This is a genomic window from Bacillota bacterium (genome assembly GCA_012839765.1).
In the GTDB taxonomy this organism is placed as follows: domain Bacteria; phylum Bacillota; class Limnochordia; order DUMW01; family DUMW01; genus DUMW01.
Map to the genome: position 1 here is coordinate 1 of DUMW01000045.1, position 14,326 is coordinate 14,326.

The 14,326-nt window shown below is 52.6% G+C and carries 14 protein-coding genes and 3 tRNA genes; 11 read left to right on the top strand and 6 right to left on the bottom strand.

Features of this window, described 5'->3' with window-relative positions:
- Both GXX57_04545 and GXX57_04550 read left to right on the top strand, forming a co-directional pair.
- The coding region (locus tag GXX57_04545) for a diguanylate cyclase (GenBank protein HHV43922.1) at positions 1-2,021 on the top strand (2,021 nt) is incomplete at its 5' end.
- Positions 2,022-2,098: 77 nt separating this feature from the next.
- Entirely contained in the window at positions 2,099-2,911 is an 813-nt protein-coding gene (locus GXX57_04550) for a sugar phosphate isomerase/epimerase (protein HHV43923.1), read from the top strand.
- Between the two features lie 368 nt (positions 2,912-3,279).
- Here the strand turns inward: GXX57_04550 and GXX57_04555 are convergent, their stop codons facing one another.
- From GXX57_04555 to GXX57_04565, 3 genes are read right to left on the bottom strand one after another with little or no spacing between them, the layout of a single operon-like run.
- Positions 3,280-3,855: a rubrerythrin family protein gene (locus GXX57_04555; protein ID HHV43924.1), complete on the bottom strand. Its 576-nt coding sequence runs from the start codon at positions 3,853-3,855 to the stop codon at positions 3,280-3,282.
- Positions 3,827-4,270 carry a transcriptional repressor gene (locus GXX57_04560; GenBank protein ID HHV43925.1) on the bottom strand — a complete coding sequence of 148 codons (444 nt, stop codon included), beginning with the start codon at positions 4,268-4,270 and terminating at the stop codon, positions 3,827-3,829. Before GXX57_04560 ends, GXX57_04555 begins: the two co-directional genes overlap by 29 nt.
- 23 nt (positions 4,271-4,293) lie before the next feature.
- Complete coding sequence (locus GXX57_04565; GenBank protein HHV43926.1) at positions 4,294-4,680, bottom strand: desulfoferrodoxin; 387 nt, start codon at positions 4,678-4,680, stop codon at positions 4,294-4,296.
- Positions 4,681-4,928: 248 nt separating this feature from the next.
- On the opposite strand from GXX57_04565, the gene GXX57_04570 reads away from it, so the two are divergent.
- Positions 4,929-5,348 (top strand): hypothetical protein, encoded by a 420-nt coding sequence (locus tag GXX57_04570; protein ID HHV43927.1) that lies wholly within the window; start codon positions 4,929-4,931, stop codon positions 5,346-5,348.
- A 12-nt stretch (positions 5,349-5,360) separates the two neighbouring features.
- Here the strand turns inward: GXX57_04570 and thpR are convergent, their stop codons facing one another.
- Positions 5,361-5,876, bottom strand: a complete 516-nt coding sequence (thpR, locus tag GXX57_04575; GenBank protein ID HHV43928.1) for an RNA 2',3'-cyclic phosphodiesterase — start codon at positions 5,874-5,876, stop codon at positions 5,361-5,363.
- Positions 5,877-6,049: 173 nt separating this feature from the next.
- On the opposite strand from thpR, the gene GXX57_04580 reads away from it, so the two are divergent.
- The 4 genes from GXX57_04580 to GXX57_04595 all read left to right on the top strand — a co-directional run bounded on the left by GXX57_04580 (position 6,050) and on the right by GXX57_04595 (position 11,167).
- Entirely contained in the window at positions 6,050-6,583 is a 534-nt protein-coding gene (locus GXX57_04580; protein ID HHV43929.1) for a nitroreductase family protein, read from the top strand.
- Positions 6,584-6,841: 258 nt separating this feature from the next.
- Positions 6,842-9,634 (top strand): hypothetical protein, encoded by a 2,793-nt coding sequence (locus tag GXX57_04585; protein ID HHV43930.1) that lies wholly within the window; start codon positions 6,842-6,844, stop codon positions 9,632-9,634.
- Between the two features lie 114 nt (positions 9,635-9,748).
- Positions 9,749-9,824, top strand: a tRNA-Arg gene (locus GXX57_04590).
- 329 nt (positions 9,825-10,153) lie between these two features.
- On the top strand, positions 10,154-11,167 hold the full coding sequence (locus GXX57_04595; GenBank protein ID HHV43931.1) for a methyltransferase: 1,014 nt from the start codon (positions 10,154-10,156) through the stop codon (positions 11,165-11,167).
- A 46-nt stretch (positions 11,168-11,213) separates the two neighbouring features.
- Here the strand turns inward: GXX57_04595 and GXX57_04600 are convergent, their stop codons facing one another.
- Together GXX57_04600 and lgt are read right to left on the bottom strand one after the other, a co-directional pair.
- Positions 11,214-11,861 (bottom strand): SGNH/GDSL hydrolase family protein, encoded by a 648-nt coding sequence (locus tag GXX57_04600; GenBank protein ID HHV43932.1) that lies wholly within the window; start codon positions 11,859-11,861, stop codon positions 11,214-11,216.
- Positions 11,854-12,636 (bottom strand): prolipoprotein diacylglyceryl transferase, encoded by a 783-nt coding sequence (gene lgt, locus GXX57_04605; GenBank protein HHV43933.1) that lies wholly within the window; start codon positions 12,634-12,636, stop codon positions 11,854-11,856. Before lgt ends, GXX57_04600 begins: the two co-directional genes overlap by 8 nt.
- Before the next feature lie 721 nt (positions 12,637-13,357).
- Between lgt and tadA the strand changes: the two genes are divergently transcribed.
- From tadA to GXX57_04625, 4 genes are all read left to right on the top strand, one after another.
- Positions 13,358-13,834, top strand: coding sequence for a tRNA adenosine(34) deaminase TadA (tadA, locus tag GXX57_04610; GenBank protein ID HHV43934.1), 477 nt, complete (start codon positions 13,358-13,360; stop codon positions 13,832-13,834).
- 4 nt (positions 13,835-13,838) lie between these two features.
- A tRNA-Ser gene (locus tag GXX57_04615) sits at positions 13,839-13,928 on the top strand.
- A gap of 60 nt (positions 13,929-13,988) precedes the next feature.
- Positions 13,989-14,078: transfer RNA gene (locus GXX57_04620), tRNA-Ser, on the top strand.
- A gap of 47 nt (positions 14,079-14,125) precedes the next feature.
- The gene (locus GXX57_04625) at positions 14,126-14,314 is read left to right on the top strand and encodes a ferredoxin (protein ID HHV43935.1); all 189 of its coding nucleotides are present in this window, start codon (positions 14,126-14,128) and stop codon (positions 14,312-14,314) included.
- The last annotated feature ends 12 nt before the right edge of the window (positions 14,315-14,326 follow it).

Genomic DNA, 14,326 nt, shown 5'->3' on the forward strand with positions numbered 1-14,326 from the left:
AAACAGGGTTGCTTGGGATTAGCGACGAGGTATTGCGTACCGGGAAGCCAAGAACCATAGAAATGTATTTTGCCCCCCTACAGCGATACTACTACGTCAGTCTTTATTCAACATCCGATGATCAGTTAGCCGTGATTTTCGACGACATCACCGACCGAAAACTGGCCGAAGAGGAGTTGCGCAGGAGTACCCAATTGTTGGAGGATGCCCAGCGCCTAGGCCGATTGGGGGGCTGGGAATGGGATGTGAAAGAAGAGCGATTGCTATGGACTAAGGAGACTTATCGGATCCATGGTTTGGACCCGGAGAATGTCTCTTTGTCTTCTAGGGAATTGATGGAGATTAGTTTCAGATGCTTTGCGGAGCCGGAACGGACCATCATCGAAGGGGCCTTTCTCCGTTGTCAGATGACAGGGACTCCCTATGATCTGGAATTGCCCATGACGACCGTGGACGGTGACCCCCGCTGGGTGCGGGTGGTTGCTTATGCTGTCTTTGATCATGAGGGCAAAGTGGCCAAAGTATTGGGCAATATGGTTGATATTACCGAGCGTAAGCAGGCAGAGGTAGAACTGCAGAACAGTGAGCAGCGGTTCCGCAAACTGGTGGAACTGGCTCCCGATGCGATCTTCGTGGAGATCGACGGTAAGTTCACTTACCTCAACGATGCCGCGTTGAGTCTTTTTGGAGTTACCAGGCCAGAGGAACTCATTGGAAAACCGGTGCTGGACAGAATCGCCCCGGAATACAAGGAGACTGTAGCCCAACGGCTACACAAGTTGAATGTGGAACGGGAACGGGTCCCCCGTAACGAGGAAGTCTTTCTGCAGGTGGATGGTACCCGGGTGGATGTGGAAGTGGCTGCGGTACCCATCCAGTTCCAGGCGGAATGGGGTGCCTTGGTATATGCGCGGGATATCACCCAAAGGAAGCAGGCCGAGGAGCAATTGCGGTACTTGACCTTCCATGATCCCGTCACCGGTTTGTATAATCGGACCTTCCTGGAACAGAAACTGAAGGAGCTGGACACCGAGGCCAGTCTTCCTTTGGGAGTGCTGATGGCCGATGTGAACGGGTTGAAGGTGATTAACGACTCCCTAGGCCATCAACAGGGGGACGTTCTACTCAAACGGGTGGGTCAGATCCTTCAGGAGGCCTGTCATCCCACCGATACTATTGGACGTTGGGGCGGTGACGAGTTTGTTGCGTTATTGCCCCATACCACCGAGGCGAGACTTCGGGAGATCTGCACTAGAATCGAACAGGCCTGTGAGGAAGAAGGCTTCGTCCCCTTCTACATCAGTTTGGCCGTGGGCTATGCGGTAAAGGAACGGGAAGAAGAAAGCATAGACGAGGTCATCAAGGCCGCGGAAGACGCTATGTATCAACGGAAAATGAATAAAGCCCTCAGCAATAAGAGTGCCCTGGTGACCTCTCTGCAACGGGCCTTGGGTGAGAAGAGCCACGAGACGGAGCACCACGCCCGGAGGCTGCAGCAGATGGCGGTAGCCTTGGGGGAACGGTGGGGGCTTTCCGGTGCGCAGTTGGACGAAGTGTCCTTGCTGGCGTTACTTCATGACATCGGCAAAGTGGCTATCTCCGAGGAGATCCTCATGAAGGAAGGCAAGCTGACGATGGAAGAAAGGGAAATCATCCGAAGACACCCGGAGATTGGCTATCGGATCGCCACTGCTTCCCCTGACTTGGCTGTGGTGGCCGAAGGAATCCTTTCCCATCACGAGCGCTGGGATGGGAGAGGGTATCCCCGGGGACTGAAGGGAGAGGATATCCCCCTTTCCGCCCGGATCGTGGCCATTGTGGATGCCTTTGAAGCGATGACCAGTGGCCGGCCCTATTGTGAGAAAATGATCACCGAAGAGGCTTTGCAGGAAATCATGGCCTGTGCCGGCAGTCAGTTCGATCCGAAGTTAGCAAAGGTGTTTGTGGAAATGATCAGGGATTGGGAACAATCTTCAGCGGAGTCAGCGGCCAGCGATGACCATGAGGGACAAGGGATGTGAACTATGGCTGGCAGGAATACTGGAGCAGCTCGAGAACAATATTAGAGTTAATATGATCTACCGAGGAGGAGACCTAGATGGCGAAAGTCGGCATTATCCATTACAATGCGCCGGGGAAAACCCTAGAGGAGTTCGCGGACTTTGCACAACAGGCAGGTTACAAGTATGTGGAGTTGTCCATCGGGGATGTGTGGGCAGAAGGCAAGGAGTCCGATCTGGAAGCGGAGCGGCGTGCCCATGAGGTGAGAGCCCTGTTGGAGAAGCGTGGTCTGCAGGTATCTGCTTTGGCCGCCTACAACGATTTCGTTGTACTCGATGAGGACGCGGTAAGGTACCAAGTGGAGCGAATGAAGAAGGTGTGTCGCCTGGCTCGCCTTTTGGGTACTGACGTGATCCGCACCGAAGGAGGGCAGCCGAAGGAAAGGGTCCCGGAAGAGCAGTGGGCTGAGGCTATTGCCGGCTGTCTTTCTAAACTTAAGAGCTTCGTGGAGACCGAAGGTTTCTACCTAGCGGTGGACAACCATGGGTTAGTGACCAATAGTGTGGATATACAACTGCAAGTCTTTGAGGCGGTGAAGTCCCCCAATATCGGAGCTAACCTGGATACCATGAACTACCGCTGGTTCGGGTATGACTTGTCAGAACTCCATAGCGTATACCAACGGATCGCTCCCTACGTCCTCCATACCCACCTGAAGGACGGCTTTGGTACCCGAGGAGAGTATCGGGGCACCGCTTTGGGCGAGGGCGAGATCGATTTGGTCTTCGCGATGAAGTGCCTGAAGGATGTGGGCTATGACGGTGTATGGTGCGTGGAATATGAAGGTTCCGATCCCAAAGGAGGATACGAGTTTAGCCTCCGTTGGCTATTGAACCAGCTAAACTCTTAAGGACGGAGGACCTCTCCGAAAGTCTCCCTGGTGATGTTCCTGTTGCTGGGTACGGTGTCCGTTTGCGAGATTTGGTCCGGACACCGTCTGGTTTACGATCGACATTGGCTTTTTGCTCTGGGCCAATTGGCGTCATCAATATTCAGGGGGAATCTAGCCCCAAGCAATGGCACCTTTCGTCTGGACAAACCGGGTGAGATTTGCCGGGCCGATGGCGGAAAAGGCCAGCGAAGGTGGTACCAGTATCCCCGTATAGGATGGTGGGAACAAAGGTAACATTCATCTTTCCTAGCGATGTGGAGCTTGTGTTAACCCAGAATGAGGGTTTAACGAAGGGAAAAAAGGCCCCGGATTCGGGGCCTTTAGACTTACCAGTTTTCGCAGAGCAACTCGAAATGTGCTTGGGGATGAGCACAGGCAGGGCAAATCTCTGGAGCAGTGTTGCCTTCGTGGAGATATCCACAATTGCGACAGCGCCAGACCACCCGGTTTTCCCGGGCGAACACCTTGCCGGTTTCCACATTGTTCAGCAAGGCACGGAAACGTTTCTCGTGGAACTTCTCGGATACGGCAATAGCTTCAAAGACCGCGGCTACTTCCTCAAAGCCCTCTTCCCGAGCTTCCTTGGCAAAGGTGGGATACATGTCCTCCCACTCGTACTGTTCACCCTGGGCCGCGGACAAGAGGTTGTCCGCCGTGGACCCGATGACGCCTGCGGGGAAGCTGGCGGTGATTTCTACTTCGCCACCTTCCAACAGCTTGAACAACCGCTTGGCGTGTTCTTTCTCCTGATCAGCAGTCTCCTCGAAAATCGCGGCAATCTGTACATATCCATCCTTCTTCGCCTGGCTGGCAAAGTAGGTATAGCGGTTTCGTGCCTGGGACTCACCAGCGAAAGCAGTCAAGATGTTCCTTTCAGTTTTTGTGCCTTTCAACGACATGATCTGATCTCCCTTCGTTGTGATGATGTTCATGGCAACTTCTACAAATACCTTGAAACTCAAGGTTGTGTTCAAACACTACATGACCTGTAGTGTTTTGCACGCACTCATCAAGCCCGGCAAACACTTCTATGGGCAAATCCACGATTCGGTCGCACTTGACGCACCGTAGATGGTAGTGGTTTTCCGGATTGCCGTCAAACCGCATTTGGGAACTGGCCGACGTCAAGGTCCGAATGAGCCCACAGCTCGACAATAAGTTCAGATTGCGATAGACAGTGGCCAGACTGATCTTCGGCAGTCTTTTGCGCACCATCTCATAGACCTCATCGGCACTAGGGTGAGTCTGTACTTTCCGCAACTCTTCGAGGATGATTCGCCGTTGTTTGGTTAATCGTGGCTGGGAATCATCCCGCAATTCCTCCGAACCTCCTCTACCACCTAGGGACCATCTGCTCTCCAAAGACCATGCAGGTTGCAGTATTCCCGGGCAGTGACCACTTCGGCATCGACACAGAATTCCGCCACCGGCGGCTCACCGGGTTTAAGGAACTTCCGGTAGGACTTCCCGTCTTCGGTGATGATTTGAATCCATTCGATGTAATGCTCAGGGATCATAGGATGCTCAACGCTTCCGACAGTGACCCGAACTCCACCATCGATCTTAGTGATTACCGGTACGTGCTTCTCCTGTGAGGCGTCTACCGTGTTCTCCACCTGTAAAGTCATCGGTTGACCGCAGCAGACCAACTGTCCCTGGCTTGCAAATACTACCTCAATAATGTTTCCACAGATCTCACACTTGTATACCTCGTGAATCTTGGCCATCACCGCACCTCCATCACCAGTAATAGTAATCATTATCAATATAACCTATGGTCTGTCCTTTGTCAATGGTTAACTTCATTTTTCCCTGCGACGATGACCTTGACTAGCTAAAAAGAGGACCGATGTGTTTGCGAAATCTTCCTTATGCACGGGCTCTATCAGGCATAGAACAGTTGCCGGCTGGTAGATACTACAGAGGCAGAGCAATTTGTGAAGGGTGTGGGAACCTGATGGTTGTTGAGGACCGTGTGCTCAGAGGCTTTATCTCGGGGTTGGGGGCGGGTGTGGCGATGACGATCCCCGACCTAATACTCACGTATCTTGGTTTTACCGAAGTTCTCTATCGGGACTGGGCTGCCATTTTGATTAACGGGTATGAAGCAGGCAGTCTTTTGTCGCGGATCATCGGCCATGCGGGGCACCTACTCTTTGCGGGGGTCATGGGGATCCTTTTTGCCTATTTCGTTCTTCTTACTAGTTCCCGGGCCCTGTATTTCAAAGGGGTACTCTTCAGCCTGGTGATTTGGTTTTCCTCCTACGTTGTGGTAAGTCTGTTTCAGTTTTCTCCGTTACTGATCATTTCGCCCGTTACCACCGTCGCCGATGGGGTGACATCCATGGTCTACGGTCTAGTTCTTCCCTGGCTCCTGGCAAGACTGGATAAATGACCGTCTGGGAGGTTATTTCCCCAAGGACGCTTCCTCAACCACTTCGTAGATTGGTCCCTCTCGGGTCAGGGTGCTTTTCACCAACAATAGCTTGGTGACGGGGATGCTAGGCCAAGTGATCTTGTAATTCCTCCATTGATCCAGTAATTCTGGCGAGCCTCCCTTGGGCAATCTGCCCATAGTGACGTGGGGCTTTGGTTGGTGGTTTCCTAAAGCTTTTGACAGCTGTATCACGATCCTTTCGCTGGCGGGTTTCAACCCCACCCACAGTACTCGCGGCTGGTGCCAATTGGGAAAAACCCCGGTTCGACTCCACTCCAGATGGAAGGCTGAGACTGTCGCTGCGGTTTCTTGAAGCAGAGCAGAGGCTGAAGAAACCTGGGCCGGAGTGATCTCCCCCAGGAAGTTCAAGGTAAGATGCACATGGGGTTGACGTACCCAACGTACTTCCTGACTCCAGTGAAAGTCTTGATGAAGCTCACTGATATCCAGCAAGTCCCAAAGGCCAACGGCATAGAAGGCGCGCATCTCTAACCAGCTCCTGTCAGTTTTCTACCTCAAATCCTACCTTTTGGATGCCCTTTTGTCCAGTATCCTTTGTGTTACGAAGTAATTTACCACTTTGTGCATCTTGAGCAGGAAAATTGCCGCAAGAAGGAAAGATACTTAAGTAAGAGTACTTAGCAGTGGGAGGGTTAGCCATGAGCCTCAGTTGCATCGAAGCCATCAAACAACGGCGAAGCATCCGTCAGTATTCTACCAAGGAAGTTCCCCGGGAAGTGTTGATGGAGATCATTCAATCTGCCCTGCGTGCCCCCAGTGCCGGTAACCTACAACCCTGGCACATCTACGTGGTCACCGACCAGCAAAAAAAGATCGCGCTGGCCCAAGCTGCTTTAGGGCAGCGGTTCGTCCAGGAAGCTCCGGTGGTACTGGTGGTCTGCGCCGAACCGGAGCGTTCTGCCGCCCGGTATGGAGCCCGGGGTAGAGAGTTGTACTGTCTGCAGGATACGGCCAATCTGACCTATGCGATCATGTTAGCGGCCACCTCCTACGGACTGGGTACCTGTTGGGTGGGGGCCTTTCAGGAACAAGGGGTCCAGGAGACCTTGGGGCTGGACTCTGGACGGAGGCCCGTGGCCATTATCCCTATTGGTTATCCTGAAAAAATAGGGGCGGAAAGACCACGGCGTGGTGTGGAAGAAATCGTGAGTTTCGTCGACGGACAGGAGTAGAATGACTGACTAGAGAATTACTAATGGAGTATCGGTGTTTTCCTGTTGAAGAACTAGCTGGCAGGAATCACCCTGTTTGACCATCGCTTTGGTTCCCAGGAAGTATATCATGTACGACCAAGAGGACGGTTTCAACTGGTCCTGGGCGGATTCCAATCGGGACCCGAGACAGGGTGACTTCCCGAAGCCCCTTTGGGGGCTGTTGTAAGGAAGTCTTTACAGGTATTCGTCGAACAACGCTGCATAGGGGTGAGGACGATGAATTCAATGCCGGTTCCTCCCAGAACTACCGTTGCAGGCCTTCGCAGCCTGTTTTCCTGTTTTCCCAAGTTATTGCCAGTTGTTCTCTTCCTCTGCTTGGTCCAACCGGCCTTTGCCCAGTGGTCCACCGTGGAAACGGAACACTTTAAGATTCACTTTGGCGAAGGTTACGAGGAATATGCACTTAGGACCGCCATGATCGCCGAGGAGGTGCACGCCACCCTCACTGCGGAGTTTGGGTATAGTCCTCGGGAGAAGACCCATATTGTGCTGTTTGACAATACGGATCTGGCCAATGGCTACGCCAATTCTTTCTTGTTTAATGTGATTGGCATCAATTTGATTTACCCCGCTGCCGGCGGGGACCTAGATGTAGGCACCGAAGAATGGTTACGCTATGTGCTGTTCCACGAATACACCCATATTTTGCAGACGGATATGGCGACAGACCGGATCTTGGTCGTGAGAGATATCCTTGGAAAACTGCCCCTTGTTACCCATCCTAACAGTGCCTTGCCCTTGTGGATGTTGGAGGGTACTGCCATTTTCCAGGAATCGAAATATACCTCCGGGGGCAGGGCCGAGGGTTCGATCTATGACATGTATATGCGGGCGGCCATTCTTGCGGGTGCGATCCCCTCCCTGGAGGAGGCCGCTGGGGCCTATACTCTAGAAGAATGGCCCCGGGGGACGATCCCCTATCTTTTTGGCAGCAGGTTTATCAGTTACTTAGTCGCCCGGTTTGGTGAGGGGTTCATCGCAGATATGAGCTGGGAAGCAGTGAACAAGGCCTTTGTGGATCCGCGACCCATCTTCCCAGAACTGACCGGCCACACCTTAGATGAGCTTTGGGAGGAGTGGCTTTTGGAATTGGAGGAGTATTACCGGGAAGAGGCTAGAGGGATTACTGCCCAGGGCCTTACCCCAGCCCAGCAGCTTACTTTCCATGGGTACATGGTGGGGCATCCAAAGTTTGACCCGGCAGGAAGACAGCTTGCCTACGTGGCCTATGGAAGACTGCTTCCTGCTTTGCGATTATTTTCCCTGGAAGAAGGTAAAGACCAGCAGCTGGTCCCGGGATATATCGGCCTTACGGGTGATTATAGCTGGAGTCCCGATGGCACTCAACTGGTCTATCCGAAGCTGGATTACTATGACTTCACAGAGGAGTTCAATGATCTGTACATCTTCGATCTGGTAACGGGCCGCGAAGAACGTTTGACCTTTGGAGAACGGGCTGATAGTCCCAGCTGGCGTCCGGGCAGCGATGAAATTACATACATCAGGCGCTTTGGGTACAAGACTGAAATCTGGAGCTATTCCCTGACTACCGGCACCAGTACGCCCATGCTGGCGGTGGACGAGAGTGTGCAAGTGGCCAAACTTAGCTGGTCGCCCCAAGGGGATCGCCTGGTGATCTCTCTGTGGAGCTATGGGTCCGGGTATGATCTTTATGAGTATGATGTGGCAGAGAAACTGCTTCGTCCCCTGGTTACGGGCCCCAGTGCGGACTTGGACCCCGTATGGACCCCCGATGGTCGGTGGCTGGTTTATACCTCCGATCGCACTGGAGTTTTTAATCTCTATGCTCTGGACCCGAAAACCGGCGAGACATGGCAAGTGACTAATCTGCTATACGGAGCCTTTGCGCCCACTGTCTCCCCCGACGGTACCAACATTGCCTATGTAGGGTATTCTGCCGCCGGATATGATCTTTACATGTCGCCCTTGATGCCCCAACAGTGGGTCTCGGTGGTGATGGAAGAACCGACAGCAGGAGTTTTGCTGGAGGCGGACACCTTGGTCAGCAGACATCCTTTGCCGAGCAAGGATCTCGACTTGCCGATTCAGCCCTATAACCCCTGGGACAGTCTGGCACCCAAGTTTATTTCGCCCACCCTAAGTTTCACCAGTGAGGGGATAGCCCTTGGCTTTGTGACAATGGGCATGGACGCTTTGGGAGATCGCACCTACTACCTTGACTTTCTCCTTGGTGGACCAGCGACCCTGGGGTTGAATTTGGAGTACCAGCAAAGGCTAAGCAGACTCCCCCGGGCGCCCATCGTGACTTTGCAACTGAGCAAGTTGGGAGTGTTAGCAGAGAAGAGGATGGGCGGCTTTTATGTGCAATTGGGGATCCCTCTTTGCTTGCAGTTGTTGCGGGGGACTGATCTCACATTGGGGTACCAGGCTCAGTATCTTGATTTTGCGGAATGGGATATTAAGTTCAAGCGGGCCCATGCTACCCTGAACTCCACCTGGATTGGTGGTAAGGACGAAAATATCATCACCAACAACCTAGTGGTGGAAGGGGCCTGGAAAGAGCATCCGGAGCGATCCGGCCTTACCCTGTTTGGACACTACCAGCGGAAGATTAGGTTGGATCAGGATCGGACTTTGGCGTTTGCTTCCGAGGCCGCCTACAGTCCCACCGCGGAGATGTTTGCTGTGGGTGGAGGTTATATCGGCGATGTTGCCTTCGACTTGAGGGGTTATCCCACAGACCTGTTCCGAGGGAACAAGGCTGTTCTTATTACCGGGGAGTATCGACGCAAATTGATGGATATTCGCCGGGGTGTTTTCGATCAGCTGACTGGGGTGGTCTTTGTCGAAGGGGGCAACGCTTGGGATGTGGACTTCGGCGGGCTACATACGGCCATTGGTGGCGAGCTGGTCCTTCAGACGGTCTATCAATATCTTTACAAGTCTACCATGGCAGTGGGGGTCGCGGTGGGGATGGACGCCAGCGCTCCCTTCGAGTTTTACATTAGAGCCGGCTTTTCCTTTTGAGAAAGGAGAGGGGTTCTCTGATCCTTTCTGGAGGCTCAGGGGCCCTTCTGTTTTCACTCCATTTTTGACGTTGATTTCTCCTGACGGCTATGGTAACATATAAACAGCTCATGCGCCCCCGTAGCCAAGCGGATAAGGCAGAGGTTTCCTAAACCTCGATGCGCAGGTTCGATTCCTGCCGGGGGCGCCACTTTTTTGTTCCCTCAATGCTTTCCATCCAGTATTCAAAGGCAAATCCCTTTACCGTTTACGATAACTCCCCCTTTGTTCGATCTTTGACAGGCAATCTTTGCCATGGAAACCTGTTCTTGAACTCTGACCACAAGAATGTACCAGGAATCGCAAAATGCTCTCATGCCCTTGTTTTCCGCCTGTGATACCATAAGGACGAAAAGATTAACGCAAGAAATTATGAGAGATTATTGTAGTCTTCTACATGGAGTATATATCTGACCAACTGTCTGAAAGGGGGGCTAGACCATCCCCGGTAGAAATCCTACCGGGTGGTCGTATGCGAGTATGAAACGGAATATGATGGACTGGTTGGAACAAATGCGGACTTCTCCACGGAAGAAGGCGATGCCCATTCTTTCGTTTCCAGCCGTTCAGAAACTAGGTATCACTGTCGCAGAGCTCATTTCCAACAAGGACCGCCAAGCTGAAGGGATGAAATACGTGGCGGATCATACCGACTCTGCTGCCTCTGTGAGCATGATGGACCTGTCGGTAGAGGCGGAATGTTTTGGCGCCGAGATCCGTGTTTCCGACGATGAAGTGCCGACGGTGGTGGGGAAAACCATTACTTCCCATGAAGACTTGGACAGTCTTCAGATTCCCAAGGTGGGCGATGGACGCACCGGCCTCTACATTGAGGCCTGCAAAAAGGCTCTGGAACTGATCACCGACCGACCGGTGTTCGCTGGCATTATTGGTCCCTATACTTTAGCCGGGCGGTTGATGGATGTGACAGAGATCATGGTGCGCAGCTGGGAGGATCCTCAGCTGGTTCATCGTCTATTGGATATTGTCACCAACTTCCAGATCGAATATTGCCAGGCTTACAAAGAAGCGGGAGCAAACGGTGTGGTAATGGCAGAACCTTTGGCAGGCCTCCTTTCCCCGGATATGTCGGCGGAGTTTCATACCCCCTATGTGAAGCGGATCGTTGATGCAGTGCAGGATGAGAATTTCATCGTCATCTACCACAATTGTGGCAATGCGGTACTGAGGATCGTGGATACCATCCTGGCCACAGGCGCAGCGGCTTATCACTTTGGTAATGCCATTGATATGGAAGAAATGATGCAGCGCATTCCGCCGGAGACCATTGCCATGGGGAACATTGATCCGGCGGGACAGTTCCGCAATGGTACTCCCGAGTCGATACGGGAAGCTACCCTGTCCCTGTTGGAGCGATGCCATCGGTATCCAAACTTTGTGATCTCTTCTGGCTGCGATATCCCGCCTATGTCGAAGTGGGAGAATATCGATGCCTTCTTTGCGGCGGTAGCGGAGTTCTACGATAGGATGTAAATGAGGAGTAACAGATGATAAAGGCGGGGGTGCCCCCGCCTTTTTTTTAAACGGTAAGACCGCTTGTCCCTAGGATGGTAAGGGCGAGCAACGCGTGGCCATAGGCGTTAGGATGTACCCCGTCGGTGGTGAGCTTAAGGCTTGGACGCGTCTGGATGCTCTGCCGGAAGACTTGGTTTGTGGGTACCACCGTCAGACCATACTTGTCCGCCAGTCTGTGAATGACCTCAAGGTATGGTGCCAGCAAGGCATTGCCTTCGCTGGTGAGATCCTCGCCGTGTACCGTGGCCTCCATGGGCCGAATGCGGCAATTAGGTAGTTTTTCCAAGGTGGTCTCCAACATGGTCCGGTAGTTCTCTTCGAATTCGTCGACCAAAACAGCTTCTTCATGGCGGTTTTCCAACTGACGCCACACATCATTGATGCCGATCATGATGTAGAGCCAGTCGGGGGCTTCCGCGATGACATCACTTTCCCACCGGCGTACAAGATCCCGGCTGGTGTTTCCGCTGATTCCCCGGTTTACGATCTCGATGTTCAGCTGGGGAGCTGCGATGGTGACTACGTTGTTAATTAGACTGACATAACCGGAACCTAGTCCCTGGGGACAACTCCGTCTTCCGCAGTCGGTGATGCTGTCCCCAATGAAGAGGACTTTGTCATTTTGACTCCATCGCGTGGCAAGTTCAGACATGGTCAGCTTCCTTTCCAAGATTTGATCTTAGTCTATGCTTCCTTTTTTGGAAGATTAGCAAAATCAGGGCTACCACTGCAGTGGTGATACTGGCGATCTGACCTAAGGATAAGTACTGGGTGACCCGAAACTCGGGGCGAAGAATGTCCAAGAGGGCTCGAACCACCGAGACGTAAATCAGGGTGAGGAGAAACACTTGTCCCGGAAAGCGGCGCCGGTGGAACAACCCGATGATTAGCCCCAGCAGGATCACCGATGTGATGATCTCATACAACTGAAGCGGATGACGGGGTGTATAGGTGCCCGGGAAGACTATGCCCCAGGGGAGATTGGTGGATGAGCCGTAAAGTTCACCGTTGATGAAGTTGCCTAGCCGGACGAAGATGTGCCCAATGGCGATGCATGGAGCGATGGCATCGGCAAGGGACCAGGTGTCAAGTCCCTTGCGGCGGGAAAGGAAGACCCCGACGATGACGGTGAGGATGAAGGCTCCATGGGAGGCCAGTCCGCCTTTATAGATTCGGAAGATGTCCAAAGGATTTTGACTGTAGTATTCCCAATTGGTTACCACATGTCCCAAACGGGCCCCAATGATAATGGCCAAGATCATGGGCACATAAAGATCGGCCACCTTATCTGGATCTTGGCCGAGCTTCTTGGCATAGTATTCCGTAACAAACATTGAAATCAACAGGGCTGCAGTGACCAAGACACCGTACCAACGAATGGAGAGTGGACCCAGATCAATCAGAACGGGGTCTATGTTAACCGGCACATTATCCCCTCCTAGGAAGAGTAAGTGAAATCCTTTTTGTATTATAACGAAAATACAGGGAACATGCCATAGCTGAGAGGACCGATGTAGCAACAACTCGCCAATTGGGGAACTCAGGGATTCGTTAGTTACTGACCGCTTGGTAAGACCTGGCGAAACGGGCTAAGTGGAGGCTATTCTGTTTAAACGTTGCTAGACAGGGGCTAAGAACGGCCCTCTTTTCCAATGGTGTTTTCCGATTCTGAAACCCAGTAAGGTACCTATAAACACCTTTATCCCGGCCCTTTGTTGGTAGGACTTTTTCGATCGAAGATGAAGACATAGATATGGTTGCTGTAACACTTTCAAGCCAAACGACTGATTAGTCTGTGGACATTGTCGATCATTTGTCCAAGCTCGTGCGTCGACCACCAATAGCGGAAAAGCCCGGGGCGCGACGTGGAGCAAGAAGGATGGTAAAATTGATGGAAGGGCTCTATCAAGCGCTTTTCGAAGATTACCCATGTTGGCGCGAGGAGAACAACTATTCGGTCCATACAACAAAACCCCAGTGTAACCAGTTTTGGATTTGGATCTTTCTATCAGGGTTGGAAGGCCAAAGGCCTAGGCCATATTTGGGGACTATACAGACCGGTCGGGTCTTGTGAGGTCAATCGAGCGGCAATGGCGAATGGGCTTTCGGTCTTGCGTTTCGTTGAAATTATGGTATCATAGTATCGCAATGGTCTTCTCCGATGGTAAAGAGCAAGAACTACATGAAATGTTCATGGAAGCGGCTTTGGTACTAGCTAGGGAAGCAGCCCGGCATGGGGAGGTCCCTATTGGCGCGGTGGTGGTCCGAGACAACCAGATTATTGCCGAGGGCTACAATCTGAGAGAGACTAATCGGGATCCTGTTGCCCACGCCGAGGTAGTGGCTTTGCGCAAGGCTGCGGCCCGTTTGGGTGGTTGGCGATTGACCAATTGTGACCTGTATGTTACCATTGAGCCTTGTCCCATGTGCGCTGGGGCCCTAATTCAGGCCCGGATACGACGGGTGATTTATGGTGCCGACGATCCTAAAGCTGGGGCAGCTGGTTCCGTAGTGAATTTGTTCCAGCCAGGACTTTTCAATCATGATGTCGAAGTAATCCCCGGGGTACTGAATGTCCAGTGCGGGCAAGTCATGAAAGAGTTCTTTGCCAGACGGCGCAAGTAGGCGTGGAGAGGTGCTGGAGTGGTTGAACAGGGCGGTCTCGAAAACCGTTAGGCGACTTGTCGCCTCGTGGGTTCGAATCCCACCCTCTCCGCCATATTTTGATAGGTGCTTGCCAGAAGACCTTTTTTGATGTACAATCTATTGTGTGTTCTGCGGAGAGATGGCCGAGTGGTTGAAGGCACACGCCTGGAGAGCGTGTGAGGGGGTAACTCCTCCGTGGGTTCGAATCCCACTCTCTCCGCCATTTTTTCGTCTATGGATGGTACTGCCATTAAGAAGGAGGCTTAACGGATGAACCCTCACGTAGACCCCGATAAGTGCATCGGGTGCGGTCTGTGTGTAGACATATGTCCTGAGGCTTTCGAGATGGACGACGAGGCTGGCGTAGCTCGAGCTACTGCCAATGCCGCAGAAGCTGACCAGGATTGTCTTGAAGAAGCAGCCAGTTCGTGCCCAACGGATGCTATCGAGTTAGAGTAACATTTCGAGATT

Coding starts and splice junctions, on each gene's coding strand:
- GXX57_04550 (HHV43923.1), top strand. CDS start 2,099: ATGGCGAAAGTCGGCATTATCCATTACAATGCGCCGGGGAAAACCCTA.
- GXX57_04565 (HHV43926.1), bottom strand. CDS start 4,680: ATGGCCAAGATTCACGAGGTATACAAGTGTGAGATCTGTGGAAACATT.
- thpR (HHV43928.1), bottom strand. CDS start 5,876: ATGCGCGCCTTCTATGCCGTTGGCCTTTGGGACTTGCTGGATATCAGT.
- GXX57_04580 (HHV43929.1), top strand. CDS start 6,050: ATGAGCCTCAGTTGCATCGAAGCCATCAAACAACGGCGAAGCATCCGT.
- GXX57_04585 (HHV43930.1), top strand. CDS start 6,842: ATGAATTCAATGCCGGTTCCTCCCAGAACTACCGTTGCAGGCCTTCGC.
- GXX57_04595 (HHV43931.1), top strand. CDS start 10,154: ATGAAACGGAATATGATGGACTGGTTGGAACAAATGCGGACTTCTCCA.
- GXX57_04600 (HHV43932.1), bottom strand. CDS start 11,861: ATGTCTGAACTTGCCACGCGATGGAGTCAAAATGACAAAGTCCTCTTC.
- tadA (HHV43934.1), top strand. CDS start 13,358: ATGGTCTTCTCCGATGGTAAAGAGCAAGAACTACATGAAATGTTCATG.
- GXX57_04625 (HHV43935.1), top strand. CDS start 14,126: ATGAACCCTCACGTAGACCCCGATAAGTGCATCGGGTGCGGTCTGTGT.